Source organism: Microbacterium sp. LWO14-1.2, assembly GCF_038397715.1.
GTDB lineage: Bacteria > Actinomycetota > Actinomycetes > Actinomycetales > Microbacteriaceae > Microbacterium.
In genome coordinates, this window is the sequence record NZ_CP151633.1 from 2,825,755 (window position 1) to 2,849,444 (window position 23,690).

Consider the following 23,690-nt stretch of genomic DNA (forward strand, 5'->3'; position numbering starts at 1 on the left):
CCATGGAGAGCCCCTGGCAGCTGTTCCTCGACTCGCTGGGGCCGATCGCCCTCGCGGGGCTGACGGCCACGGTGCCGCTGGCGCTCGTCTCCTTCGTCATCGGTCTGCTCATCGCGATCGGCGTGGCGCTCATGCGGATCTCGGTGAACCCGGTGGTATCCGGCATCGCCCGGTTCTACATCTCGGTGATCCGCGGAACGCCGATGCTCGTGCAGCTCTTCGTGATCTTCTACGGGATGCCGTCGATCGGCGTGACGATCGATCCATGGCCCAGCGCGATCATCGCGCTGTCGCTCAACGTCGGCGGCTACGGGGCCGAGGTGGTGCGGGCGGCGATCCTCTCGGTACCGAAGGGACAGTGGGAGGCCGCCTACACGGTCGGCATGAACCGCACGCGCACGCTGACGCGCGTCATCCTGCCGCAGGCTGCGCGGGTCTCGGTGCCGCCGCTGTCGAACACCTTCATTTCCCTGGTCAAGGACACCTCGCTCGCCTCGCTGATCCTCGTGACCGAGCTGTTCAAGGTCGCGCAGCAGATCGCGTCGACGACGTACCAGTTCATGGTGCTGTATCTCGCAGCAGCGCTGGTCTACTGGGTGTTCTGCCTCGTCCTGTCGTTCGGGCAGAGCGCACTGGAGAGGAGGCTCGATCGCCATGTCGCGCACTGACGGAACGGGTGGGGAGCTGCTCGCCGCTCGCGGGCTGCACAAGCGCTTCGGTGACAACGAGGTGCTGCGCGGGATCGATCTGACGCTGCACCGCGGAGAGGTCGTCGTGCTGATCGGTCCGAGCGGGTCGGGCAAGACGACGGTGCTCCGCGCGCTCAACGGGCTGGAGACGCCGGATGCCGGAACCATCGAGGTGTCGGGCGGGCCGCAGATCGATTTCGCGGACGCGGGCGGCCGAGGCGCGCGGAAGCGGGCCCAGCAGCGCCTGGCTCTGCGCGACCGGTCGGCCATGGTGTTCCAGCACCACAACCTGTTCCCGCATTTCACGGTGCTCGAGAACGTCATCGAGGGACCCTGGCGGGTGCAGGGGAGGCCGAAGGCCGAGGTGATCGCCGAGGCGCGCACCCTGCTCGCGCGCGTGGGGCTCGCCGACAAGGAGAACGCCCGCCCGCACCAGCTCTCGGGCGGGCAGCAGCAGCGCGTCGGCATCGTCAGGGCGCTGGCCCTGCGGCCCGGCCTGCTGCTCTTCGACGAGCCGACCAGTGCCCTCGACCCGGAGCTCGTGGGGGAGGTGCTGCTGGTCATCAAGGAACTCGCCGACGAGGGGTGGAGCATGGTGGTCGTCACGCACGAGCTGAGCTTCGCGCGCGAGGCAGCCGACCGGGTGCTGTTCATGGACGGCGGGGCCGTCGTCGAGGAGGGCGCTCCGCAGGACATCTTCGGCGCTCCCCGGCAGGAGCGCACGCAGCGGTTCCTGACCCGCATCCTGCGCCCGCTCGACGGCGACTGAACGCCCGATACCGGGCGCCCCGCGTCAGGCGAAGAGAGGCGCGACGAGACTGATCGCGAGAGCGATCATGACGACAGCGATGATCCCGTCGAGGATGCGCCAAGAGCGCTCCGTGCGCAGCCAGCGACCGAGGTAGCGCGCGCCGAAGCCCAGCGCGGTGAACCAGAGGATGCTGGCGACGATCGCCCCGGCGGCGAACAGCCACCGGTCATCGCCGTGAGTGGCAGCGATCGATCCGAGCATGAGCACGGTGTCGAGGTACACGTGCGGGTTGAGCCAGGTGAGCGCGAGGACGGTCAGGAGCACCGGGGCCAGCGCGGTGCGTGTCGCGGTGGCGGTCGTCGCTCCGTCGGGTGCTCCGCCGGTCGCAGGAGCGTCGTCGAGGCGCAGCTGCTCCCCTCCGCGCCAGGCGCGGCGTGCGGCGAGGAGTCCGTAGCCGAGCAGGAACAGTGCGCCGGCCCACCGGGCGACGACGACGAGCCACGGGGCGGCCGAGATCACGACACCGAGACCGGCGACCCCCGCGGCGATGAGGAGGGCGTCGGACAGAGCGCAGATCACCACGACCGGCAGCACGTGCTCCCGACGCATCCCCTGGCGCAGCACGAAGACGTTCTGCGCGCCGATGGCGACGATGAGCGACAGGCCGAGTCCGAGACCCGAGAGGACCGAGAGCATGTCTTCACGCTAAGTGCGGGTCGGCATGAGCACCAGCGAGGATTCCTTGTGAACCATTAGCCTGGCTGATGTGAGAATCGATCCGGAACTCGCCGCCACGGTCGCCGCCGTCGCCGACGAGGGCACCCTCGACGCGGCATCCCGCGTGCTGCGCATCACGCCGTCGGCCGTGAGTCAGCGATTGAAGAGCCTCGAGCAGCAGCTCGGCCGCGTTCTGGTCGTCCGTGCGAAGCCGGCCAGGCTCACGGAGGCGGGGGAGGCCGTCGTGCGGCTCGCCCGGCAGGCGGCGCTCCTCGAGCACGACGCGCTCGGCGGGCTGGGGCTGGACGGCGGGATGGCTCGGCCGCGGATCCCGCTCGCGGTGAACGCCGACTCGATGGCGACGTGGTTCCTCGCCCCGCTGGCGCGTCTGTCGCGCACGCACGACATCGACGTCGACCTGCACCGCGACGACCAGAACTTCACCGCGCGGCTGCTGGAGTCGGGCACGGTCATGGCGGCGGTGACGAGCGAGGCGACGCCGGTGGCCGGGTGCTCGGTCTCGCCGCTCGGGGTGCTGGAGTACCGGGCGATGGCCGAGCCCCGCTACGCCGAGCGCTGGTTCCCGGACGGGGTGACCGGCGAGGCGCTCGTGACGGCGCCGTTCGTCGACTTCGACCGTCGAGACACGCTGCAGCACGAGTGGCTCGCGGCGAGGGGAGTGACCGCTCAGGGAGTTCCGCGGCACTACGTCCCGGCATCCCATGACTATGCGCTCGCCGTCCGGCTCGGGCTGGGGTGGGGGATGGTTCCGGGGCTGCAGGACGAGGGCGGACTCGTCGATCTCGGCGGTCCTCCGCTGCGGGTCGCTCTCTACTGGCAGCAGTGGAACCTCCGTTCCGAGCTGCTCGATGCGATCGCCGCCGAGGTGGCCGAGGAGGCGCATCGCGTCCTCGCCCCCTGACGGACGTCTGCGATCCGTTTTGCGACAGGCCGTTGCATCCTCGATTGAATAGGTATTCAATCTGATGAACGGGCATGTGTCTTGTGGGAGCGGTTTCGTCGAGGCGCATGCAAGACGAAAGAGTGTGCAGGCACCGGTCTTTGAGGGAAGATCGTCCACCTCGTCCGCGCACTCTCGATTCCTGAGGGGGAAGAGACATGGTCACCACGGACACCAGGAGGGCGGACACCAGGAGGAAGGTTCTCGCCGTCCTCGCCGGAGGCGTCGTGCTGGGGGTGGGCGTCGGAGTGACGCTCGCCGCCTGGAACGACTCCGAGTTCGCCACCGGCACTTTCGGCGCCGGATCGTTCAACCTGGAGGGCTCGACCACGAGCGCCACCACCGGGTACGACGACCACAACATCGACAACGGGGATGCTGCGGCATCCCTCGTGTTCCAACTGCCCGCCGTCGCCGCGTCGATGTCGCCGGGCGACGTCGTCTACGCGCCGTTCTGGGTACGACTCGACGCCACGACGACGAACGCGGCGACCCTGGTCCCCGCCGGGATCACCGCCGGAACCGGCGGCAACGAGGCGAACCTGTCGTACACCGTCACCGCCATCGGCGCCGCAGCGACCTGCGGGGCAGGGGCCACGGGAACCGTCGTCGCGTCCGGAGCGACGCTCAGCGCCCAGACCGGAGCGACATCGGTGCCGCTCGCTGAGGGAACCGCCCCCGGCACGGCCGGTGCACCAGTGCAGCTGTGCTTCGCCGTCACGGCGGGTGCTGCGCTGACCCAGGGCGCGACGGCGACCGCGACGTGGGAGTTCACCGCCACCTCCGTCTCCGACTGATCATGGCCGACACCCGCAGACGCATGCGGGAGAGGAAGCGACTGCGCTCCCGTCGGATCCGGGCCGTCCTCGCGGGCGGACTCGTCTTCGGCGTCGGCGCGACGATGACCCTCGCCGCATGGAACGACTCCGAGTACGCGTCGTCGACGTTCACCGCCGGACGCTTCGACATCGTGGGCGCCACCGACGGTGCGACGTTCTCGAACCATGCCACCGCCGGTGCCGCCGCAGCGCTCAGCTTCGCCGTCGCACCGACCGCCATGGTGCCCGGCACGACGACCTACGCGCTGTTCAGCGTCAAGACCGCCACCCCGTCGGCGGCGGGCACGCTGCAGCTCACCGCCGGCACGCCCGGCGGCACCGGTCTCGCCGCGTACCTCACGTACGGAGTGCGCCTCGTGCCGACGGCTGCCACGCCGAGTCAGTCGTGCACGGCCGCGACCTACGCCGCGGCATCCGGAGCCTCGAGCGTGATCGTCGCAGACGGATCGGCGCTCACGGTCGGGGGAGCGGCCACGACGTCCGTGCCGCAGGTGGTCACGGCGAACGGCGGCAATCAGCTGAACTACTGCGTCGCCGTGACGCTTCCGACGGCCGCGGTCAACGCGGCGCAGGGGCTCACGATGACGCAGACGTGGCAGATCCAGGGCACCTCGTCGTAGCGGGACGGATCCCGAGGGCGACGGATGCAGAGGGGGCGAGGAGAGAAGGGGAGATGACCACACCGACCACCCGGCGCGAACGGCGCGAGGGCTCGGGCGCGGCCGCCGCGCCGACCGCACGGGAGCCCCGTGGCGTGGGGCGCTTCCTCGTCGACTCGGCCCTGTGGATCGCCGCCGCCGCGGGTGTGGTGTGCATCGCGCTGGTCGTGCTCGCCTTCGCGCTGCAGGTCACGCTCATCATGTTCCGCACCGGATCGATGTCCCCGACGATCCCCGCCGGATCGGTCGCCGTCGTGCAGAGGGTGCCCGCGTCCGACGTGGTCGTCGGAGATGTCGTGACCGTCGACCGGCCGGGGGAGCTGCCCATCACCCACCGGATCACCTCGGTCGCCGACGGAGCCGTCGCAGACGAGCGCATCATCACGATGCGGGGCGATGCGAACGCCTCCGACGACCCGTTCCCGTACGCGGTCACCTCGGTGCGGCGCGTGCTCTTCTCGGTGCCGGGCGTGGCATCCGTCATCGCCGGCCTGGGCGATCCCCTCGTTCTGGCCGGGATCACGGTCGCGGCGACCGCGCTCGTCGTCTGGGCGTTCTGGCCGCGGAGGCGGCGTGAGCGAGGGCGGGAATGACGACCTCCCGGGCGGCGGCCGGCGCGGGGCTCGCCGTCGCGCTCGTCGCGGGAGCTGCTCTCGCCGCGGCGCCGGCCTGGGCGGCGCCGAGCACGGAGGTCGTGCAGGGCTCCGTGCTGCGGATCGTCTCCGTCGCCGACTGGGCCGAGGCCGCGAACCTGCTCCCCGGCGAATCGGTGGTGTGGGACGTGGCGGTCAGCGCGGACGCCGATGTCGAACCCGGGACCGTTACGCTCGCCGTGAGCGCGACCGGCGCGGCGCCCCTGCTCGTCGATGCGGAACTCTGTCTGCAGCCCTGGACCGACGGTGCCTGCCCGGGTGGCGCCACGGTGCTCGCGACAGCGTGGACCATCCCGCGCGACGGCAGCGAGGCCGTGCTCGCCGATTTCCCGTCGACACAGACCGCGCACCTGCGCCTGCGCGTGGCCATGGGCGGCGATGACGACGGGCCTGGTTTCACCGACGTGCGCGTCTCGGCCCGTGGGGTCGGCGACGCGGTGGTCGCCGACACGGGCGGCGGGCTGTCCTCCCTCCCGACCACCGGCGGAACGGCGCCCGTGGGGGTGCTCGTCGGCGGGATCGTGCTGGTCGGCGCCGGGGCGGTGCTGCTCGCGGAGCGCATCCGGCGGCGGGGGCGTGGCCGGCGGGATGCGCGGAGTGATTGGGTTCCGCGGGATGCGCGGAGTGATCGGGTTCCGCGGGATGCGCGGGGCGATCGGGTTCCGCGGGATGCGCGGGGCGCGCGGGATTCGCGGGACGAGGGCCGGGATGCGGAGGTGGCGCCGTGACCGCGCGAGCTCGTGCATCACGGCGGCGGCTGCTCGCCGGCATCCTGGGCGTGAGCGTCCTGACGGGTGCGAGCGCGCTCGGGGGCACGCAGCAGGTCGACGCCCGTTTCACCGACCCCGAGTACGCGGCCTCCGGCACGTTCACGTCGTTCACGGTGCCGCCGGCGACCATCACCGCGTGCACCATCACGAACGGTGCGCTCGGCATCTTCCAGAGCGTGACGCTCGTGTGGACGTCGATCTACCCGGCCAGCGGGGTGCGACTGACGCTCACGCAGGGGGCGACCACGGCGGTCGTCCCGGCATCGAACATCAGCACCTCCGGTCCGTCGGGCGGGGTCTACACGCACACCGCGGTGCTGTCGCAGACGCTGCTCAGCAGCCTGGTCACCAACCTGCTCGGCAGCACGACGACCATGACGGTCGACAATCTCCTGGTCGGCACCGCGTGGGTCTCCGCCGGGGTGTCGAGGCAGCTGTCGATCGCGCTGTTGGGAACCGGCGCGACCTGCACCTGACGTCGGTGCGTGGCCGAGCTCAGTCGGCGAGTGCCAGGGCGCGGAACGCGTCGCGCTCGCGCAGGTGCTCCCGGCGGCTGGTCGTGGCGACCGGCATCCTGCGGGGGACCTGCTGACCGGTCGTCCGCCGGTACAGCTCGTCGATGAGTTCCGTGGCGAGGCCGACGAGCTTGGCGATCTCGCGATCGTCTCGGTCGATCCAGACGCAGCGGGGCTCGTCGTGCACCGGGGCGAAGTCGACGTGCTCCTCCCATACGAACAGGGTGCGCTCGGCGCCCAGCACGTGCTGCTGCCACCACACCTGACGCAGGTAGGTGCGGGGGATGCCGCGGAAGGCCTTGTTGGTCGTCTTGATCTCGGCGAGCTCGATGCGCCCGGCCGTGTCGACCGCGATGCCGTCGGGAGTGGCGAGATGACGGTGCTCGACCTCGGCGCGGAACAGCGCCGACGAGGGGAGGATGCCGTGCGTCGCCGCGACCCAGGCCGCGATCTCCGGCTCGCGCCGACGTCCGTGGTCGGTGTAGGCGTTGCCGCCGAAGCGCGGACCGCCCCCGAGCTTGAAGTCGGCGGCGCGGGCGATCGACCTGTCGCTGGTGAGCCCGGCGACGTCGGTGGCGGTGATCCCGCGCGACCTCGCGCGCATCCAGGCGACGCGGTCGCGGGAGTCCGCAACGATGCGCGCTTGGAGTTCCGGGGTCACCTCACGAGCCTAACCCCGGGTGCCGACCCGCGCCGCCGTACACGCCGCTCCGCGGCATCCCCCTCCGTCCCGAAACCCACCCGCCGTCCCCCGTCCCGAAACCCACCCGCCGTCGAAACCCACCTCCCCCGTCGAGACCCACCAAGCGCAGCGTCGCGCGGGGTGGGTCTCGACGAGCGTGGTGGGTATCGACGAGAGGGGGACTCCTCCGCACCTCTCCTGCACAAACGAGGATGTGGCCCGATCCCTCCACATCGTGCCCAGGGGCGTCCGCGGAGGCTGCAGGCTCGACAGGATGTCGGGATGCCGCGCGAACTCACCGTCCCGTCCGCCGAGCGGATGCTCAGGGCTCGATCCGGGCTCATGGAACGCGGCATGACCGAGCGAGACATCGCCGCCGCCGTGCAGTCCGGTGCACTGATCAGGGTGCGTCGCGGGTGGTACGTCGCGGGGGATGACTGGGCCGACCTCTGGCGCGAGGGGCGTCACCTGCTCGAGGTCGTGGCCGTGCGGCGCGAGGCCACGTACGCGGCGCCGCCTTTCTGTCTCGAGTCCGCGGCGGTGCTGCACGGCTTGCCGCTGTACCGGACGCAGCCCTCGGCCGTGCACACACTCACAGCCCCGACGAGTCACAGCCGTCGGCGGTCCGGGGTCGCCCGTCACTCCCTTGCGCTCGGCGAGGACGATCTGACCGAGGTCGCCGGGATCGCCTGCACCTCCCTGGAACGAACGGTCGTCGACCTCGCGAGAACTCTGCACCCCGAAGCGGCAGTGGCGAGTGCGGATGCCGCGCTCCGCCGCATCGCTGTGGTGGGGCACCGGCAGGACGAATCCGTCGCTGCGGCATGGAGGGAGCGGCTCGATCGTCGGATGAGCCGGTCGTCGAATCGCGGCATCCGTCAGGCGCGACGGGTGGTGGCGTTCGCGGACGGTCGGGCGCAGCTCCCCGGCGAGAGCGTCAGCCGGCTGCTGCTGCACCGTCTCGGCTTCCGCGACATCGAGCTTCAGCCGCATGTCACCTCATCCGATGGCCGCGACTTCTGGCTGGACTTCGGCTTTCCGCAGGCACGCGCTTTCGGCGAGTTCGACGGCCTCGGCAAGTACGTGTCGCCGGAGATGCGCGGGGACAGGAGCATCGACGACGTCGTGATCGCCGAGAAGCGTCGTGAGGACGAAGTCCGCGGCGTGACGGGATGGCGCATCGTTCGATGGGGGTCGGAGCACATCCGCAGCGAGGACGCTCTCGGCGCGAGGCTGGCCGCCTTCGGCATCCGGCCTCGATGAGCGCACCGAAGCCCAGCATCCGCGTCGAGACCCACCGGGCGCGACGTCTCTGGTGGTGGGTCTCGACGCGCGTGGTGGGTCTCGACGTCAGGGGGAGAGGAGGGGAGGGGGATGCGGGATTTGGGCGGGGAGCGCGCGTGAGGTAGAGTGGGGGCAACCGAAGACCGCTGGTCATCGTGCGTGTGCGAACACGAACGATCGAAGCTCTGCTCAGCAGGGGCCCGCGCAGGACACGAACTCTCCGAAGCTCCGTGCGCTTGCGCCGGAGCTTTTCTGTTGCATGCGGTCGAGGTCGGCGCCTCACCGCCGTGAGGCGCCTCGTACACACCAAGGAGTGACCATGGCGCAGAAGGATGCATCGGTCGCCGAGCTCACGAAGTCATTCGAGGACTCGACTGCCGTTCTGCTGACCGAGTACCGCGGTCTGACGGTTGCCCAGCTCAAGGAGCTGCGCAACAGCATCCGTCAGGACGCTGAGTACGCCGTGGTGAAGAACACGCTGACCAAGATCGCCGCCAACAAGGCCGGCATCACCGCACTGGACGACGACCTCAAGGGTCCGTCGGCCGTCGCGTTCGTGCACGGTGACTTCGTCGCCACTGCCAAGGCTCTTCGTGACTTCGCCAAGGCCAACCCGCTTCTCGTGATCAAGGCCGGCATCTTCGAGGGCAACGCCCTCACCGCCGACGAGGTCAACAAGTACGCCTCGCTCGAGAGCCGTGAGGTTCTGCTGGCGAAGGCTGCGGGCATGATGAAGGCGACGATGGGCAAGGCTGCCGCCACCATCGACGCGCTTCGCGAAAAGCTCGAGACCGCCGAGGCCGCGTAAGCGTCCGACGTTCTCGTACAACAACCCCATCTATCTAGGAGATACATCATGGCGAAGCTTTCCACCGAGGAGCTGCTCGAGCAGTTCGCTGGCCTGACCCTCGTCGAGCTCAACGACTTCGTGAAGGCGTTCGAGGAGAAGTTCGAGGTCACCGCTGCTGCACCCGTCGCCGTTGCCGGCGCCGGTGGCGCTGGTGCTGCGGAAGAGGTCGAGGAGAAGGACTCCTTCGACGTCATCCTCGAGGCTGCCGGCGACAAGAAGATCCAGGTCATCAAGGCCGTCCGCGAGCTCACCTCGCTCGGCCTCGGCGAGGCCAAGGCTGTCGTCGACGGCGCTCCCAAGGCCGTCCTCGAGGGCGCGAACAAGGAGACCGCCGAGAAGGCGAAGGCCACTCTCGAAGAGGCCGGCGCGACGGTCACCCTCAAGTAATCCCGTCCGGGTCGAGGTGCTCGCACCTCCTCCCGAACGTCTGCGAAGGCCCCGGGTCACCCCGGGGCCTTCGTGCGTCTGCGGATGGTTCCGGCGATCCCGGCGGTCGGTTCAGCGTGGCGCGGCGGTCGAGCTGCGCACCACGAGCACGGATGCCGTCACGCACCGCTCCAGCGGCGAATCGGGCTCCTCCATCTGGCGCTGCAGCAGCCGTACCGCTTCATGCCCCTGCTCGCGGGGCGACTGCTTGATCGTGGTGAGGGCGAACATCTCGGCGTGCTGGTGGTCGTCTATCCCGACGATGCTGAGCTCGGTCGGCACCGCGATCCCGAGCCGTCTGGCGGCGATCATGGCTCCGATCGCGGCTTCGTCGCAGACGCCCACGACGGCGCTGGGGCGTGCACGCCGGTCGCCGAGCAGTTCGACGGCGGCCGCATAGCCCCCGGGCATCGTTGGCGGCGAGTCGGCGATGCGTGCGCGGTCGGCCAGCCCTGCGGCAGTGAGCGCTTCGCGATAGCCGTCGATGCGCCGGGCGTCGCCGAAGCTCAGCCGCCCCGGGTCGTTCGACCCGCCGACGAAGGCGATGTCGGTGTGACCGAGGTCGATGAGGTGCTCCGTCGCGATGCGCCCCGCGGCCACGTCGTCGATCGATACGGCGCTGGACCCCTCGCTGTACGGCCCGACGCTCACGAGAGGTCGCTCCGACCGGTGGAGTCGCTCGAGCTCCTGCGCGCTGGGCTGGATGCCGACGGCGATGATCCCGTCGAAGCGGCGCCCGGGCAGCACGGTGTCGAAGAGGCGCTCGCGGGTCTCGCTGCCCTCGCGGATGCCGTACAGCGCCAGTTCGTAGTCGAGGGCGAACAGCGACTCCTGGATGCCGTCGAGCAGCTCCGCGAAGAACCAGCGGTCGACGGGAGGCATGATGACCCCGACCGTCTGCGTGCGACCGGTGGCGAGGCTGGTGGCGGAGGAGTGGGCGACGTAGGCGAGCTCGTCCGCGGCATCCGACACCCGCTGCCTCGTCTCCTCGGAGACGTAGCCCCGACCGGTGAGAGCGCGGCTGGCCGTGGCTTTGGACACACCGGCACGAGCCGCGACGTCCGCGATCGTGCTCATCGGTCCTCCTCGACCCGTGCCATCCGCGCACGTCAGCGTGCGCGGATGACATGGTAGCCCGTTGCGGCGCCGAAAGGAACCGGTTCCACACAATCGATGCGGGAGCGCTCCCATCGAGACGTCACGTGTGCGCGGAATGGTTGCAAGCTTGTGATCCTCGTGTGTTGTGCCGGGAAGTGAGACGCCGGTATGTTGGCGTGGAATCGGTTCCCGATCCGCGCCGAGGGGCGGCGTGGATCACCGAGGGACCGTGAAACTCGAAGAGGAGAATTCACATGGGTCTGTCACAGCGTTCTCGGCGTTACGCGCCGATCGCCCTCCTGGGTGTCGCGGGCATCGCGCTCGCGGGCTGCGGTGCTCCCGGCGCACCGGGCGGCGGCAGCGGCGGCGACGGCGGCGGAGACAACACCGTCACGATCTACGGCACGATCGTCGACTCCGAGGCCGAACTCCTCCAGGAGTCCTGGAAGGACTGGGCCGAGGAGAACGACATCACCATCAAGTACGAGGGCAGCCAGGACTTCGAGACGCAGCTCGGCACCCGCGCCCAGGGCGGCAACCCGCCGGACATCGCGATCTTCCCGCAGCCGGGTCTGTTCGCGGACTTCGCGAACCGCGACTACCTGAAGCCCGCGCCCGAAGAGGTCGAGAAGAACGCCAACGAGTACTGGACCGAGGACTGGGTCAACTACGGCACCGTCGACGGCACCTTCTACGGCGCGCCTCTGATGGCGAACGTCAAGGGCTGGATCTGGTACTCGCCGGCGAAGTTCGCCGAGTGGGGCGTCGAGGTCCCGACGACCCTCGACGAGATGCAGGCGCTCACCGACACGATCCAGGCGAAGACCGGAACCCCCGCATGGTGCGCCGGCTTCGAGTCCGGCACGGCCACGGGATGGCCGGGCACCGACTGGGTCGAGGACTACGTGCTCCGTCAGGCCGGTCCCGACGTGTATGACCAGTGGGTGACCAACGAGATCCCGTTCACAGACCCGCAGATCAAGACCGCCTTCGACTCGGTGGGCTCGATCCTGCTCAACCCGTCGAACGTGAACGCGGGCTTCGGCGACGTGCGCTCGATCAACTCGACCGCGTTCGGCGACGTGGCTCCGGCGCTGGCCGAGGGCACGTGCGCGCTGACGCACCAGGCCTCGTTCCTGTCGGGCTTCTTCCCGGAGGGCACCGAGATCGCCGAGGACGGCGACGTCTGGGCGTTCATGCTCCCGGGCGAGTCCGCTGACGACAAGGCCGTCACCGGCGCCGGTGAGATCGTCGGTGCCTTCACCGACAAGGAGGCGACGCAGAAGGTCCTCGCGTACCTGTCGAGCCCCGAGTGGGCCAACAGCCGCGTGAGCCTCGGCGGCGTCACCTCGGCCAACAACGGCCTCGACCCGGCGAACGCGAAGGACCCGATCCTGCAGGAGACCATCAAGATCCTCCAGGACCCGGACACCACGTTCCGCTTCGACGCGAGCGACCTCATGCCCGGTGCCGTCGGCGCCGGCACGTTCTGGAAGGGGATCGTGGCCTGGGTCAACGGCACCTCGACCGACGAGGTGCTCACGCAGATCGAGACCGGCTGGCCGTCCAGCTGATCGGATGAGGAGGGCCGCCCCTTCCCGGGGCGGCCCTCCTTCTCATCCCGTGGCCCGCACATCGACGTGCGGGCTGATCCGCAACGCGTCATGAAGGGGAATCCGTGAACGCGACAGCATTCTTCCAGTGGATCGGGACGCTGCCTCCGATCCTTCAAGCAGTGGTCGTGGTCATCGCCTTCGCGGTGGTCGTGGCCGTCATCCTCCTCCTCGTGGACGTCGCTCCGCGCCGAGGGGCGATCTACACGTGGGTGCGGCTGGCGATGTGCCTGCTCATCCCGCTCGCCGTGATGTTCTTCTTCAGCTCCTACTACTGGGCGATGGGTGTCGCCGTGCTGGTCGGGGCGCTGTTCTTCTTCCTGGACTACCGATCCCGCGACGGAGCGGGCTACCTGATCCAGCTCGTGGCCTTCATGGCCCCGGCGATGCTCCTGCTGCTCGTCGGCCTCATCCTCCCGTCGATCCAGACCATGTACGCGTCGTTCCTGAACTCGTCGGGCAAGGACTTCGTCGGATTCGCGAACTACACCTGGATCTTCACCCAGTCCGACGGGATCACCTCGGTGGTCAACTCGATCATCTGGGTGCTGCTCGTGCCGACCGTGTCGACCATCGTCGGCCTCGCCTACGCCGTCTTCATCGACCGCACCCGCGGCGAGAAGATCTACAAGGTGCTCGTGTTCATGCCGATGGCGATCTCGTTCGTCGGCGCGAGCATCATCTGGCGGTTCATGTACGAGTACCGCGGCGGCGACTTCAAGCAGATCGGTCTGCTCAACCAGATCCTCGTCTGGTTCGGCGGCACGCCGCAGCAGTGGCTGCTCAACGAGCCGTGGAACAACCTGTTCCTCATCGTCGTGCTCATCTGGGTGCAGACCGGTTTCGCGATGGTCGTGCTCTCGGCATCCATCAAGGGCGTACCGGCCGAGCTGCTGGAAGCGGCCGAGCTCGACGGCGCGAACGCGTGGCAGCGGTTCCGGTCCGTGACCGTGCCGTCGATCCGTCCGGCTCTCATCGTCGTGCTCACGACGATCTCCATCGCCTCGCTGAAGGTGTTCGACATCGTCCGCACCATGACCGCAGGAAACTACGGCACCTCCGTGCTGGCGAATGAGATGTACACGCAGTTCTCGAAGTTCGAGGCCGGTCGCAGTGCGGCGCTGTCGGTCATCCTCTTCGTCCTCGTGCTGCCGATCGTCATCTACAACGCCAGACAGATCAAGAAGCAGCGGGAGGTGCGATGATGAGCGACACCCTGAAGACCGAGACACCGGCCTCCACCCGCGCGATCACGACGGGCGGCGGATTCGACGCAGCGGCGGGACGTGCGCGCAAGCGCCTCTCGCGCCCGTGGGCGTCGGTCGGGTCCATCGTCATCGCCGTGCTGTGGACGATCCCGACGCTCGGGCTGTTCATCTCGTCGTTCCGTCCGCGCGATCAGATCCAGTCCAGCGGATGGTGGGAGTTCTTCACCAACCCGCAGGTGACGTTCGACAACTACGTGCAGGTGCTGCAGTCGGGCACCACGCAGTTGACGATCCTCGAGTCGTTCATCAACTCGATCGCGATCACGATCCCCGCGACCATCATTCCTCTGATGATCGCGGCGATGGCGGCGTACGCCTTCGCGTGGATCGACTTCAAGGGGCGCAACGCGCTGTTCATCTTCGTGTTCGCGCTGCAGATCGTGCCGATCCAGATGGCCCTGGTGCCGCTGCTCAGCTCGTTCTCGCGGGGCATCAACCTCTTCGGCCTGCAGGTCACGCTGCCGCTCGACGCCTCACAGGGCTACGCGCAGGTGTGGTTCGCGCACTCGATGTTCGCGCTTCCGCTCGCGATCTACCTGCTGCACAACTTCATGTCGGAGATCCCGGGCGAGATCATCGAGGCCGCACGCGTCGACGGCGCATCCCGTGGGCAGATCTTCTTCCGCGTGGTGCTGCCGCTCACGATGCCGGCGATCGCGTCCGTGGCGATCTTCCAGTTCCTCTGGGTCTGGAACGACCTGCTCGTGGCACTGGTGTTCGCCGACGGCGCCGCGGCGCCGATCACGAAGCTGCTGGCCGAGATCACGGGAACACGGGGCAACGACTGGTACCTGCTCACCGCCGGTGCCTTCGTGTCGATCATCATCCCGCTGATCGTGTTCTTCGCCCTGCAGCGCTACTTCGTGCGAGGCCTGCTGGCGGGGTCCACGAAGGGCTGACCCCCCGACGGGAGAGCCGATGACAGGATGCCGCGGCCGGGTGCAACACAGCCCCGGTCGCGGCATCCTCGCGTCTACCCTGAAGACATGAAGTATGCGGACTCGATCGTCGACCTCGTCGGCGACACGCCCCTCGTGAAGCTCCAGCACGTCACGGAGGGCATCGAGTGCACCGTGCTGGTGAAGCTCGAGTACCTGAACCCCGGCGGGTCGGCGAAGGATCGCATCGCCTCGCGGATCATCGACGCGGCCGAGGCCTCGGGCGAGCTGAAGCCGGGCGGCACGATCGTCGAGCCCACGAGCGGCAACACGGGAGTGGGGCTCGCGCTCGTCGCGCAGCAGCGCGGGTACTCGTGCGTCTTCGTCGTGCCGGACAAGGTCGGCGAGGACAAGATCGACGTGCTGCGGGCCTACGGCGCGGAGGTCGTCGTGACGCCCACCTCGGTCGCCGCCGACAGTCCGGAGTCGTACTACAGCGTGAGCGACCGATTGGCGCGTGAGATCCCCGGGGCGTTCAAGCCCAACCAGTACGAGAACCCGAACGGCCCGCGCAGCCACTACGAGACCACGGGGCCGGAGATCTGGCGCGACACCGACGGCGAGATCACGCACTTCGTGGCAGGCGTGGGCACGGGCGGCACGATCACGGGCACCGGTCGGTTCCTGCGCGAGGTCTCCGACGGCCGGGTGCGCATCATCGGCGTCGACCCCGAAGGCAGCGTCTACAGCGGCGGCACCGGTCGCCCGTACCTCGTCGAGGGGGTGGGGGAGGACATCTGGCCCGGTGCGTACGACCCGTCCGTGCCGCACGAGATCGTCGCGGTCGACGACGCGGAGGCCTTCGCGATGACCCGGCGCCTCGCCCGCGAGGAGGGAATCCTCGTCGGCGGATCCAGCGGCATGGCGGTCGTCGGTGCGCTGCGCGTCGCCCGCGAGCTGCCGGCCGAGGCGGTCATGGTGGTGCTGCTGCCCGACGGCGGGCGCGGATACCTGAGCAAGATCTTCAACGACGGATGGATGCGCTCCTACGGGTTCAGCGACGTCGAGGAGGGCGAGACGGTCGCCGATGTGCTCGCGGCCCGCGCGACGCGACAGGGGGAGAGCATCCCCGACCTCGTGCACGCGCACCCCACCGACACCGTGCTCGAGGCCATCGGCCTGCTCACCGAATACGAGGTGTCGCAGCTCGTCGTGCTCAGCGCCGAGCCTCCCGTGATGATGGGCGAAGTCGTCGGGACCGTCGACGAGAAGGGCCTGCTCGACCTGCTCTTCCGCGGTGAGGCGAAGGCGACGGATGCCGTGGGCGAGCACGTCGGGGAGAGGCTGCCGCTCATCGGCATCCACGCTCCCATAGCGCAGGCGCGCGCCGCGCTCGCCGACGCCGACGCGCTGCTCGTCACCGAGGGCGGACGCCCGCACACCGTGCTCACGCGGCAAGATCTGCTGTCGTACCTGTCGCGCTGACGCCGGGCGTAACGGGACGGCCGGCACCCCGACCGCCGACGTAGGCTGAGGGCATGTCCGAGCACTCCTTCGCCACCCGAGCCATCCACGCGGGCCAGGAGCCCGATCCGACCACCGGATCGATCATCCCGCCGATCTACCAGGCGTCCACGCATGTGCAGGACGGCATCGGCGGCTTCCGCGAAGGGTACGAGTACAACCGCGCGGGCAACCCCACGCGCTCGTCGCTCGAGACGCAGCTCGCGGCGCTCGAGGGCGGCGCGCACGCCCTCTCCTTCGCGTCGGGCCTCGCGGCCGAGGACGCGCTGCTGCGCGGCATCCTCTCTCCCGGCGATCATGTGCTGCTCGGCAACGACGCGTACGGCGGCACGTATCGCCTGCTGACCAAGGTGCTGTCGAAGTGGGGCGTCGAGACGACGACCGTCGAGCTCTCCGACCTCGATGCGGTGCGCGCCGGCCTCCGCCCCGAGACGAGGATCATCTGGGTCGAGACACCCAGCAACCCGCTCCTGAAGATCGTCGACATCGCGGTGATCGCCGAGATCGCGCACGCCGCCGGGGCGATCGCGGTCGTGGACAACACCTTCGCCTCGCCGGCGCTGCAGCAGCCGCTCGCCCTGGGCGCCGACCTCGTCGTGCACTCCACCACCAAGTACCTCGGCGGGCACTCGGATGTGCTCGGCGGCGCCGTCGTGTTCGGCGACGACCGGTTCGTCGACGACGTCAAGTTCCAGCAGTTCGCGGTCGGCGCCGTGTCGGCGCCGTTCGACGCGTGGCTCACGACCCGCGGCATCAAGACCCTCGCGGTGCGCATGCGTCAGCACTCCGAGAACGCGCAGGCCGTGGCCGAGTGGGCGGCGGGGCGTGCGGAGTTCTCCGAGGTCTACTACCCGGGGCTCGCCGCGCACGCCGGACACGACATCGCCGCTCGGCAGATGAGCGGATTCGGCGGGATGCTGTCGCTCGGCCTCGCCGCCGGGCCGGCCGCCGCGAAGGCCTTCGCGGAGTCGACCGAGCTGTTCCAGCTCGCGGAGTCGCTGGGCGGGGTCGAGTCGCTGATCGGCTACCCGCCGGACATGACGCACGCCTCGGTGCGCGGCACGGAACTCGCCGTGCCCGAGAACGTCGTGCGACTCTCGGTCGGCATCGAGGACGTCTCGGACCTCCTCGCCGACCTCGACGAAGCGCTCTCCCGCACCGCGCGCTGACGGTCGGCGGGCTGGTCGCGGCCGACAGGGAGTAGCATGGATGCTTCGCTCGAATCGATTCGAGAACCATCCCCCTCCCCGGAAAGCCCCTGTGTCTGACGCGCCCCGCACCGATTCCGTCCCCACCGCCCCTGCTCCCGAGCGCACCGCGACCGGGAGCATCCGCGTGCCCTCCGCGACCGGGGCGATCCGCACGCTCGGCGCGAACCCGGCCACCGCGCCGATCATGCTGCACCCCGGCGACTCGATCTCGAACGGCCGCCGGGCGCTGTACATCGTGCTGCTCGGTGCGCTGACCGCGCTCGGCCCGTTCACCATCGACCTCTACCTGCCCGCCTTCCCGGTGCTGGAAGAGGACTTCCAGACCACCGCGGCGGCGGTGCAGCTCACCCTGACCGGCACGATGATCGGGTTCGCGCTCGGCCAGCTCGTCGTCGGACCGCTCAGCGACAAGGTCGGCCGCCGCATCCCGCTCATCGCCGTGACCGCGCTGCACGTGCTCGCGAGCTTCGCCGCCGCGTTCGCGCCGACGCTGCCGCTGCTGGGCGGCGCGCGCGTGCTGATGGGCGTGGGCGCTGCCGCGGGCGGCGTCGTCGCGATGGCGATCGTGCGCGACCTGTTCGGCGGACGCCGGCTCGTCGTGATGCTCTCCCGCCTCGCACTGGTCTCGGGCGTGGCACCCGTCGCGGCACCTCTCATCGGCTCCTGGCTGCTGACCCTCATGCCGTGGCAGGGTATCTTCATCGTGCTGGCGCTGTACGGCGTCGTCATGCTCGTCTCGGCACTCATCTTCGTGCCCGAGACACTGCCCGTCGCCCGGCGCCAGGAGAAGGGCGGAGCGACCGTCCTGCAGCGCTACCGTTCCGTGTTCTCCGACCGCGTGTTCATCGGAGTGCTGATCATCGGCGGCATGACCTTCTCCGGGCTCTTCTCCTACCTGTCGGCCTCGCCGTTCCTCTTCCAGCAGACGCACGGCCTCGACGCGCAGCAGTACGGTCTGCTCTTCGCCGTGAACTCGCTCGGAGTCGTGCTCGGGGTGCAGACGGCATCCCGACTCGCCGCGCGCTTCGGGCCGCAGTGGGTGATGGCGTACTCGACCGCGGTGCTGCTGCTCGCGGGCGCGGCGATCATCGTGACCGACCAGCTCGGCCTCGGGCTCTGGGGCACCGTCGTGCCGCTCTTCTTCTTCATGACGGCGTGCGGTTTCACGTTCCCGAACGTCCAGGTGCTCGCGCTCGACCGGCACGGCAAGGCCGCCGGCACCGCGGCATCCGTCATCGGCGCCACGAACTTCGGCGTCGCAGGACTGATCTCGCCCATCGTCGGGTGGATCTCGAAGGGCGCGGGGATCACCGCGACGACCATGGCATCCGTCATGGTCGGTTGCGCTGCGATCGCCGTCCTGTCGCTCTGGCTCATCGTGCGGCCCCGGAGCGTCGGGATGCTCGCTCCCTGATCCTTCAGCCTTCACCCGGCAGAATGGTCCGATGAGATCACGAACGCTGCTGTGGTGGGGAATCGGGTTGCTGGCGGCGGCGGCGGCCCTGGGAGCGGTGATCGTGTTCGGCTACACCGAGCCCCCGGGCTTCGACAGCTGGTGGAACAGCGAGATCGTCGAGAACCGCGCCGACTGGATGCTGACGGGTGCCCTCGTGCTCGACCACATCGGCGGGGGATGGGTGGCGATCCTCGCGGTGCCGCTGCTCGTGATCGTCGCCCTCCTGCTCGCCCGACGCTGGCGCGGCGCCGTGTTCGCGGCCGTGGCGTTCCTTGCGAGTGCCGCCCTCGTGCAGCTGCTGAAGAACCTGTTCGGCCGTGCCCGCCCGGAGGACATGATCGTGGTGAGCGACTTCGGGTCGTTCCCCTCGGGTCACACCGCCAACGCCGCGACGATCGCCATCGTGCTCTACCTGCTCTTCCCGCGGCTGTGGGTCGCGATCGTCGGCGCCCTCTGGATCGTCGCCATGGCCCTGTCGCGCACGCTGCTCTCGGTGCACTGGGCGACCGATACGGTCGGCGGAGCGCTCGTCGGCTCCAGCGCCGTGCTGCTCGTCGCCGCCATCATGCTGCCGTGGGCGCGCACGACGTCGAAGCGCATCCCCAGCCGGATAGGCTGACCACGTCCCCCAGCACTCATCGAGGAGTCGTCGTGTCCCGCATCCGCCCGTATCGCCCCTCCGATCGCGCCGCCCTGTACGAGGTGTGCGTGAAGACCGCGGATGCCGGGAAGGATGCGACCGGCATCTTCTCGGACGACGAGCTGTGGGGCGACCTCTTCGCCGCACCGTATGCCGAGCGGCACCCCGATCTCGCATGGGTCGTCGAATCCGATGACGAGCGGGTGATCGGCTACATCGTCGCGACCGACGACACCGAGGCGTTCCAGACCTGGTTCCGCGACGAGTGGTGGCCGGCGCTGACGACCAAGTACCCGCGTGCGGCCGACCCCTCGACCCGCGAGGAGAAGATGGTCGAGTACGGGTACCGGCAGGCTCCGGGCACCAACGCGCTGGCCGGCGACTACCCCGCGCACCTGCACATCGACCTGCTGCCCGAGACGCAGGGCCAGGGCCTCGGCCGGCGACTCATCGAGACGCTGTTCGCCGAGCTCACCCGCCGTGGAGTCCCCGCCCTGCACCTCGGTATGGACCCCAAGAACCTCGGTGCCGCCGCTTTCTACGAGCGCCTCGGCATGACGCCGCTGCCCGCCGAACCGGGCGGTCAGAGCTACGGCGTGACGTTCCCGCGATAAGCGCCTCTGGCGGAGACGATGAAAGGGCCCCACTTCGTGAGGCCCTTTCATCGTCTGGCGGTGACGGCGGGACTCCGCTCTTCGCTGCGCTCAGGGCTCCCCGAATCCCCCAGTGCTCGAGAGACGACAAAAGGGCCCCACTTCGTGAGGCCCTTTCATCGTCTGGCGGTGACGGCGGGATTCGAACCCGCGGTTGCTTGCACAACACACGCTTTCCAAGCGTGCTCCTTCGGCCGCTCGGACACGTCACCAGGGAACAACCTGAACAGTCTATCCGATTGGATGACGAGCCCACGACCAGGCCGCTGCCGGGTGGGGAGCCACGGCGCTCGCCTCGTTCGCGCCGTGTCGAAGAATATTGCCACTCTGCGGGCTTCTTCGTAGCGTCGAACGGCTTCGCGACTTCATGCGAGGACGGCATCCCGCGAGAAAGCGATGTCGCCACTATCCCTCGGAGTGATGTCCGGGAAAGGACCGGAATGCACAAGCATGCGATCGAGGTCAGGGGAGTCACGAAGCGCTTCGGCGGGAGGCTCGCGGTCGACGACCTCTCGTTCGCCGTGCCGCACGGGTCGATCGTCGGTCTGCTGGGGCCCAACGGCGCGGGCAAGTCCACGACGTTGCGCACGATCGTCGGCCTGCTCGCCCCGACGAGCGGCGATGCGCTCATCGACGGTCGTCCGTTCGCGGCACTCGAGAACCCGGCCGTTCATGTGGGCGTCCACATGGACGGCTTCGGCTTCGAAGGGGCGATCACCGCTCGTCGTCACCTCGAGATCTCCCGCCTCGCGGCCGGAGCGCCCCGAGGTCGCGTCGACGAGGTCCTCGACGAGGTCGGGCTCACGGACGACGCCCGCCGCCGGGTGAAGACCTTCTCTACCGGCATGGCACAGCGGCTCGGACTGGCTGCGGCCCTGATCGGCTCGCCCCGAACGCTGATCCTGGACGAGCCGGCGAACGGACTCGATCCCGACGGCATCCGCTGGCTGCGCGGGTTCCTCCGTCGTTTCGCCGAGCGTGGCGGGACCGTGCTGGTCGCCAGTCACCAGCTCGCCGAGCTCGAGCAGGTCGTCGATCAGGTGATCGTCATCAAGCGACGGGTCCTCTTCGCGGGTCGTCTGCAGGATCTCGTCACGAGCGACGCGGAGTCGCTGGAGAGCAAGTACTTCGACCTCGTGGAAGGAACACAGACATGAACGGCGTCGTCCGTAGCGAGATGCTGCGCTCCGTGAGCGGGTTCTCCATGCTCGCGGTCGCCCTGATCGCCCTGCTCCTGCCCGTGTTCGTGCTCGTCTCGCACGGCGAGAGGCTCGATCTCACGGGACTCGACGGCCCTACGGCCACGGCACGGCTGCTCGAGCCGCTCGCCTGGTCGGCGGTCTCGGCGGCGTTCGTCAGCGCCTACGGTGTGACTCGGGAGACGTACTACGCGTCGATGGACAGGACCCTCGCCGGCGTAGCCTTCCCGCGGGCGTTCGCGGGAAAGCTGATCAGCGGAGCGCTCGTCTCGCTCGCCCTCTCCGTGCTGCTCGACCTGGTCTGGACGGTCGCCGTCTCCGCCGCGCTCACGCAGAGCGGGCTGTCGCTCGCCCTCACCCCCGATACGGCGCGGCTGTACGCCGGCGCGCTGCTCGGGGCGGTTCTCGGCGCGCTCTGCGGCGGAGCGGTCGGCTGGATCGCAAGGAACTACTACGTGGCGGCCGCCGTCATCCTGGTGCTGCCGATGGCCCTCGACTTCGCGCTGCTGCGCGCGATGCCCGAGATCGCCAGGTTCTCGCCGGCCCTCGTCCTCGTCGCACTCGGTGTTCCCGGCCACGAGTACCGTCTGCTCGCCTTCGGTCCGGCTCTGAGCGCCGCCCTCGTCTGGACGGCCGGGCTGATCGCGGTCGCGTGGATCCGAGGTCGACGGAGCCTCGTGTGATCGGGCGGGCCCTGCGTGCCCAGGCGCGCAGCGCCGCGGGCGACATCGTCCTGCTCTGGGCGGCCGTGGCGGCGTTCGGGATGTCGCTGTCGCTGGTCACGATCATCCCTCCTGAGTTCGCCGACGCACCCGCTGAACTCCGCGCGGCCCTGGCCGCACCGTTCGGTGCCGTGCTGGCGACTTACGGAAGCATCCTCGCCGCTGCGTACGGCTCGTTCCGCTACACCGTCGACCGACGCGACGGGGTCGTCGCCCAGAGGCTGATGCTGCAGCGGCGGTGGCCGACCCTGCTGGCCAGGATGCCCGCGTCGGCGGTCGGCGGCGCGATCGTGGCGGCGGCGGCGCTCGGCGGGGGTCATCTGGCACTGGCTGTCTCGGGGGCCGGGGCGTCCGTCGACGGTGGGGCGGTTGCTTCCGCCCTCGCTCTCGGCGCCGCGGCCGCACTGTGGGGCTTGGGTCTGGGCGTCGTGGTGCGGGTGCACCTGCTGGCGCTGTTCCTCGCGCCGATGTCGCTCGGGGGTGCTCTCCTGGTCGCGATGCTCTGGCCGGACGGCGCCGTCTACCTGCCGCTGGTCGCGTTGCTCGAGGCTCTCCGGTTCGACGTCACAGCCGTCGGGATCGGGCGGGGCAGCGCCCTGGACGCATCGCTCGCTGCCGTGGTCGGCGCGAGCTGGGTGGCCGTGATGCTGCTCGCCTCCTCCCTCGTGTTCATGCGACGCGACGTGCGGTGACCCGCGCGCAGCCACGGCCCGTAAAATCGCTGGGTGGCAACCCCCAAGATCGTGCTCTTCTACGTGTTCACCCCGCTCGCGGACCCCGAGGCGATCCGTGTGTGGCAGCGCGATCTCGGAGAGGCGCTGGGCCTGCGCGGACGGCTGATCATCTCGAAGGACGGCATCAACGGCACCCTCGGCGGCGACCTGCCCGTGCTGAAGCGGTGGGCGAGGTCTTTCCGTTCCTACGCGCCGTTCCGTGACGTCGACCTCAAGTGGAGCGAGGGCACCGGCGTCGACGCCGAAGGCCGCAGCCTCGATTTCCCGAAGCTCAGCGTGAAGGTGCGCGACGAGATCGTCTCGTTCGGTGCGCCGGGAGAGCTCCGCGTCGACGAGCACGGCGTCGTCGGAGGCGGCGCGCGCTTGAGCCCGGAGGACCTGCACGAGCTGGTGGAGGAACGCGGCGACGACGTCGTGTTCTTCGACGGCCGCAACGCGCTCGAGGCGCAGATCGGCCGGTTCCGCGGTGCGGTGGTGCCCGACACCGACACGACTCGGGACTTCGTGCAGCTGCTCGACTCCGGCGCCTACGACGATCTCAAGGGCAAGCCGATCGTCACGTACTGCACCGGCGGGATCCGCTGCGAGGTGCTCTCCAGCCTGATGACGTCGCGCGGCTTCGGCGAGGTGTACCAGCTCGAGGGCGGCATCGTCCGCTACGGCGAGAAGTACGGCGACGACGGCCTCTGGGACGGCTCGCTCTACGTGTTCGACAAGCGCGGATCGGTCGACTTCTCCGATCACGCGGCCGTGATCGGCGTCTGCGAAGGATGCGGTGCCGCGACCAAGCGCACCGCCAACTGCCCCGATCCCTCCTGCCGCACCCAGTTCGTGGTGTGCGAGGCGTGCGACGCCGTCCGCTGCCCGGCGCACGCCGCCTGACTCTCCGGCCGACGCA

Annotated in this window: 26 protein-coding genes and 1 tRNA gene; 23 read left to right on the plus strand and 4 right to left on the minus strand. The window is 69.5% G+C overall.

Annotated elements, in window-relative coordinates; all coding sequences use genetic code 11:
• Positions 1-2 precede the first annotated feature (2 nt).
• Positions 3-668 carry an amino acid ABC transporter permease gene (locus MRBLWO14_RS13570; RefSeq protein WP_341933661.1) on the plus strand — a complete coding sequence of 222 codons (666 nt, stop codon included), beginning with the start codon at positions 3-5 and terminating at the stop codon, positions 666-668.
• The gene (locus tag MRBLWO14_RS13575) at positions 655-1,458 is read left to right on the plus strand and encodes an amino acid ABC transporter ATP-binding protein (RefSeq protein WP_341933662.1); all 804 of its coding nucleotides are present in this window, start codon (positions 655-657) and stop codon (positions 1,456-1,458) included. Before MRBLWO14_RS13570 ends, MRBLWO14_RS13575 begins: the two co-directional genes overlap by 14 nt.
• Positions 1,459-1,482: 24 nt before the next feature.
• On the opposite strand, the gene MRBLWO14_RS13580 is transcribed toward MRBLWO14_RS13575, so the two are convergent.
• Complete coding sequence (locus MRBLWO14_RS13580; protein WP_341933663.1) at positions 1,483-2,136, minus strand: LysE/ArgO family amino acid transporter; 654 nt, start codon at positions 2,134-2,136, stop codon at positions 1,483-1,485.
• A 70-nt stretch (positions 2,137-2,206) separates the two neighbouring features.
• On the opposite strand from MRBLWO14_RS13580, the gene MRBLWO14_RS13585 reads away from it, so the two are divergent.
• The 6 genes from MRBLWO14_RS13585 to MRBLWO14_RS13610 all read left to right on the plus strand — a co-directional run bounded on the left by MRBLWO14_RS13585 (position 2,207) and on the right by MRBLWO14_RS13610 (position 6,515).
• Positions 2,207-3,079 (plus strand): LysR family transcriptional regulator ArgP, encoded by an 873-nt coding sequence (locus MRBLWO14_RS13585; RefSeq protein ID WP_341933664.1) that lies wholly within the window; start codon positions 2,207-2,209, stop codon positions 3,077-3,079.
• Between the two features lie 197 nt (positions 3,080-3,276).
• Positions 3,277-3,915: a SipW-dependent-type signal peptide-containing protein gene (locus MRBLWO14_RS13590; RefSeq protein WP_341933665.1), complete on the plus strand. Its 639-nt coding sequence runs from the start codon at positions 3,277-3,279 to the stop codon at positions 3,913-3,915.
• A gap of 2 nt (positions 3,916-3,917) precedes the next feature.
• Positions 3,918-4,577, plus strand: coding sequence for a SipW-dependent-type signal peptide-containing protein (locus MRBLWO14_RS13595; RefSeq protein ID WP_341933666.1), 660 nt, complete (start codon positions 3,918-3,920; stop codon positions 4,575-4,577).
• A 53-nt stretch (positions 4,578-4,630) separates the two neighbouring features.
• A complete protein-coding gene (locus tag MRBLWO14_RS13600; protein WP_341933667.1) occupies positions 4,631-5,209 on the plus strand; it encodes a signal peptidase I in 579 nt (192 codons plus the stop codon).
• The gene (locus MRBLWO14_RS13605) at positions 5,206-5,997 is read left to right on the plus strand and encodes an LPXTG cell wall anchor domain-containing protein (protein WP_341933668.1); all 792 of its coding nucleotides are present in this window, start codon (positions 5,206-5,208) and stop codon (positions 5,995-5,997) included. The genes MRBLWO14_RS13600 and MRBLWO14_RS13605 overlap by 4 nt, the downstream gene beginning before the upstream one ends.
• Positions 5,994-6,515: a hypothetical protein gene (locus tag MRBLWO14_RS13610; protein WP_341933669.1), complete on the plus strand. Its 522-nt coding sequence runs from the start codon at positions 5,994-5,996 to the stop codon at positions 6,513-6,515. The genes MRBLWO14_RS13605 and MRBLWO14_RS13610 overlap by 4 nt, the downstream gene beginning before the upstream one ends.
• Before the next feature lie 19 nt (positions 6,516-6,534).
• Here MRBLWO14_RS13610 and MRBLWO14_RS13615 read toward each other — a convergent pair whose 3' ends face one another.
• Positions 6,535-7,215: a YqaJ viral recombinase family protein gene (locus MRBLWO14_RS13615; protein ID WP_341933670.1), complete on the minus strand. Its 681-nt coding sequence runs from the start codon at positions 7,213-7,215 to the stop codon at positions 6,535-6,537.
• Between the two features lie 303 nt (positions 7,216-7,518).
• Between MRBLWO14_RS13615 and MRBLWO14_RS13620 the strand changes: the two genes are divergently transcribed.
• From MRBLWO14_RS13620 to rplL, 3 genes are all read left to right on the plus strand, one after another.
• A complete protein-coding gene (locus MRBLWO14_RS13620) occupies positions 7,519-8,499 on the plus strand; it encodes a hypothetical protein (RefSeq protein ID WP_341933671.1) in 981 nt (326 codons plus the stop codon).
• Between the two features lie 340 nt (positions 8,500-8,839).
• Complete coding sequence (rplJ, locus tag MRBLWO14_RS13625) at positions 8,840-9,328, plus strand: 50S ribosomal protein L10 (RefSeq protein ID WP_067121242.1); 489 nt, start codon at positions 8,840-8,842, stop codon at positions 9,326-9,328.
• 48 nt (positions 9,329-9,376) lie between these two features.
• Complete coding sequence (rplL, locus tag MRBLWO14_RS13630; protein WP_096715155.1) at positions 9,377-9,757, plus strand: 50S ribosomal protein L7/L12; 381 nt, start codon at positions 9,377-9,379, stop codon at positions 9,755-9,757.
• A 111-nt stretch (positions 9,758-9,868) separates the two neighbouring features.
• Here rplL and MRBLWO14_RS13635 read toward each other — a convergent pair whose 3' ends face one another.
• Positions 9,869-10,873, minus strand: coding sequence for a LacI family DNA-binding transcriptional regulator (locus tag MRBLWO14_RS13635; RefSeq protein ID WP_341933672.1), 1,005 nt, complete (start codon positions 10,871-10,873; stop codon positions 9,869-9,871).
• A 275-nt stretch (positions 10,874-11,148) separates the two neighbouring features.
• On the opposite strand from MRBLWO14_RS13635, the gene MRBLWO14_RS13640 reads away from it, so the two are divergent.
• The 8 genes from MRBLWO14_RS13640 to MRBLWO14_RS13675 all read left to right on the plus strand — a co-directional run bounded on the left by MRBLWO14_RS13640 (position 11,149) and on the right by MRBLWO14_RS13675 (position 20,098).
• On the plus strand, positions 11,149-12,468 hold the full coding sequence (locus tag MRBLWO14_RS13640) for an ABC transporter substrate-binding protein (protein WP_341933673.1): 1,320 nt from the start codon (positions 11,149-11,151) through the stop codon (positions 12,466-12,468).
• 104 nt (positions 12,469-12,572) lie between these two features.
• Entirely contained in the window at positions 12,573-13,712 is a 1,140-nt protein-coding gene (locus tag MRBLWO14_RS13645) for a sugar ABC transporter permease (RefSeq protein WP_341933674.1), read from the plus strand.
• The gene (locus MRBLWO14_RS13650; RefSeq protein WP_341933675.1) at positions 13,712-14,674 is read left to right on the plus strand and encodes a carbohydrate ABC transporter permease; all 963 of its coding nucleotides are present in this window, start codon (positions 13,712-13,714) and stop codon (positions 14,672-14,674) included. Before MRBLWO14_RS13645 ends, MRBLWO14_RS13650 begins: the two co-directional genes overlap by 1 nt.
• A gap of 87 nt (positions 14,675-14,761) precedes the next feature.
• Positions 14,762-16,138 (plus strand): cystathionine beta-synthase, encoded by a 1,377-nt coding sequence (locus MRBLWO14_RS13655; RefSeq protein WP_341933676.1) that lies wholly within the window; start codon positions 14,762-14,764, stop codon positions 16,136-16,138.
• 53 nt (positions 16,139-16,191) lie between these two features.
• Positions 16,192-17,346, plus strand: a complete 1,155-nt coding sequence (locus MRBLWO14_RS13660; RefSeq protein ID WP_341933677.1) for a cystathionine gamma-synthase — start codon at positions 16,192-16,194, stop codon at positions 17,344-17,346.
• Positions 17,347-17,572: 226 nt separating this feature from the next.
• A complete protein-coding gene (locus MRBLWO14_RS13665; RefSeq protein WP_341936200.1) occupies positions 17,573-18,802 on the plus strand; it encodes a multidrug effflux MFS transporter in 1,230 nt (409 codons plus the stop codon).
• Positions 18,803-18,833: 31 nt separating this feature from the next.
• Positions 18,834-19,463, plus strand: coding sequence for a phosphatase PAP2 family protein (locus MRBLWO14_RS13670; protein WP_341933678.1), 630 nt, complete (start codon positions 18,834-18,836; stop codon positions 19,461-19,463).
• Between the two features lie 32 nt (positions 19,464-19,495).
• Positions 19,496-20,098 (plus strand): GNAT family N-acetyltransferase, encoded by a 603-nt coding sequence (locus MRBLWO14_RS13675; RefSeq protein WP_341933679.1) that lies wholly within the window; start codon positions 19,496-19,498, stop codon positions 20,096-20,098.
• Positions 20,099-20,261: 163 nt separating this feature from the next.
• Here the strand turns inward: MRBLWO14_RS13675 and MRBLWO14_RS13680 are convergent.
• Positions 20,262-20,349, minus strand: a tRNA-Ser gene (locus tag MRBLWO14_RS13680).
• 228 nt (positions 20,350-20,577) lie between these two features.
• Here MRBLWO14_RS13680 and MRBLWO14_RS13685 point away from each other — a divergent pair.
• From MRBLWO14_RS13685 to MRBLWO14_RS13700, 4 genes are read left to right on the plus strand one after another with little or no spacing between them, the layout of a single operon-like run.
• Positions 20,578-21,294: an ATP-binding cassette domain-containing protein gene (locus MRBLWO14_RS13685; protein ID WP_341933681.1), complete on the plus strand. Its 717-nt coding sequence runs from the start codon at positions 20,578-20,580 to the stop codon at positions 21,292-21,294.
• Complete coding sequence (locus MRBLWO14_RS13690; protein WP_341933682.1) at positions 21,291-22,019, plus strand: ABC transporter permease; 729 nt, start codon at positions 21,291-21,293, stop codon at positions 22,017-22,019. Before MRBLWO14_RS13685 ends, MRBLWO14_RS13690 begins: the two co-directional genes overlap by 4 nt.
• Entirely contained in the window at positions 22,016-22,750 is a 735-nt protein-coding gene (locus MRBLWO14_RS13695; protein WP_341933683.1) for a hypothetical protein, read from the plus strand. The genes MRBLWO14_RS13690 and MRBLWO14_RS13695 overlap by 4 nt, the downstream gene beginning before the upstream one ends.
• A 33-nt stretch (positions 22,751-22,783) precedes the next feature.
• Positions 22,784-23,674, plus strand: a complete 891-nt coding sequence (locus MRBLWO14_RS13700) for a rhodanese-related sulfurtransferase (protein WP_341933684.1) — start codon at positions 22,784-22,786, stop codon at positions 23,672-23,674.
• Positions 23,675-23,690 lie beyond the last annotated feature (16 nt).

Bases quoted from the DNA above. Each gene is read 5' to 3' on its own strand.
- rplJ (WP_067121242.1), top strand. From the start codon at position 8,840: ATGGCGCAGAAGGATGCATCGGTCGCCGAGCTCACGAAGTCATTCGAG.
- MRBLWO14_RS13595 (WP_341933666.1), top strand. From the start codon at position 3,918: ATGGCCGACACCCGCAGACGCATGCGGGAGAGGAAGCGACTGCGCTCC.
- MRBLWO14_RS13600 (WP_341933667.1), top strand. From the start codon at position 4,631: ATGACCACACCGACCACCCGGCGCGAACGGCGCGAGGGCTCGGGCGCG.
- MRBLWO14_RS13650 (WP_341933675.1), top strand. From the start codon at position 13,712: ATGAGCGACACCCTGAAGACCGAGACACCGGCCTCCACCCGCGCGATC.
- MRBLWO14_RS13685 (WP_341933681.1), top strand. From the start codon at position 20,578: ATGCACAAGCATGCGATCGAGGTCAGGGGAGTCACGAAGCGCTTCGGC.
- MRBLWO14_RS13660 (WP_341933677.1), top strand. From the start codon at position 16,192: ATGTCCGAGCACTCCTTCGCCACCCGAGCCATCCACGCGGGCCAGGAG.
- MRBLWO14_RS13665 (WP_341936200.1), top strand. From the start codon at position 17,573: ATGCTGCACCCCGGCGACTCGATCTCGAACGGCCGCCGGGCGCTGTAC.
- MRBLWO14_RS13620 (WP_341933671.1), top strand. From the start codon at position 7,519: ATGCCGCGCGAACTCACCGTCCCGTCCGCCGAGCGGATGCTCAGGGCT.
- rplL (WP_096715155.1), top strand. From the start codon at position 9,377: ATGGCGAAGCTTTCCACCGAGGAGCTGCTCGAGCAGTTCGCTGGCCTG.
- MRBLWO14_RS13605 (WP_341933668.1), top strand. From the start codon at position 5,206: ATGACGACCTCCCGGGCGGCGGCCGGCGCGGGGCTCGCCGTCGCGCTC.
- MRBLWO14_RS13580 (WP_341933663.1), bottom strand. From the start codon at position 2,136: ATGCTCTCGGTCCTCTCGGGTCTCGGACTCGGCCTGTCGCTCATCGTC.
- MRBLWO14_RS13590 (WP_341933665.1), top strand. From the start codon at position 3,277: ATGGTCACCACGGACACCAGGAGGGCGGACACCAGGAGGAAGGTTCTC.
- MRBLWO14_RS13575 (WP_341933662.1), top strand. From the start codon at position 655: ATGTCGCGCACTGACGGAACGGGTGGGGAGCTGCTCGCCGCTCGCGGG.
- MRBLWO14_RS13635 (WP_341933672.1), bottom strand. From the start codon at position 10,873: ATGAGCACGATCGCGGACGTCGCGGCTCGTGCCGGTGTGTCCAAAGCC.
- MRBLWO14_RS13670 (WP_341933678.1), top strand. From the start codon at position 18,834: ATGAGATCACGAACGCTGCTGTGGTGGGGAATCGGGTTGCTGGCGGCG.
- MRBLWO14_RS13640 (WP_341933673.1), top strand. From the start codon at position 11,149: ATGGGTCTGTCACAGCGTTCTCGGCGTTACGCGCCGATCGCCCTCCTG.
- MRBLWO14_RS13655 (WP_341933676.1), top strand. From the start codon at position 14,762: ATGAAGTATGCGGACTCGATCGTCGACCTCGTCGGCGACACGCCCCTC.
- MRBLWO14_RS13570 (WP_341933661.1), top strand. From the start codon at position 3: ATGGAGAGCCCCTGGCAGCTGTTCCTCGACTCGCTGGGGCCGATCGCC.
- MRBLWO14_RS13690 (WP_341933682.1), top strand. From the start codon at position 21,291: ATGAACGGCGTCGTCCGTAGCGAGATGCTGCGCTCCGTGAGCGGGTTC.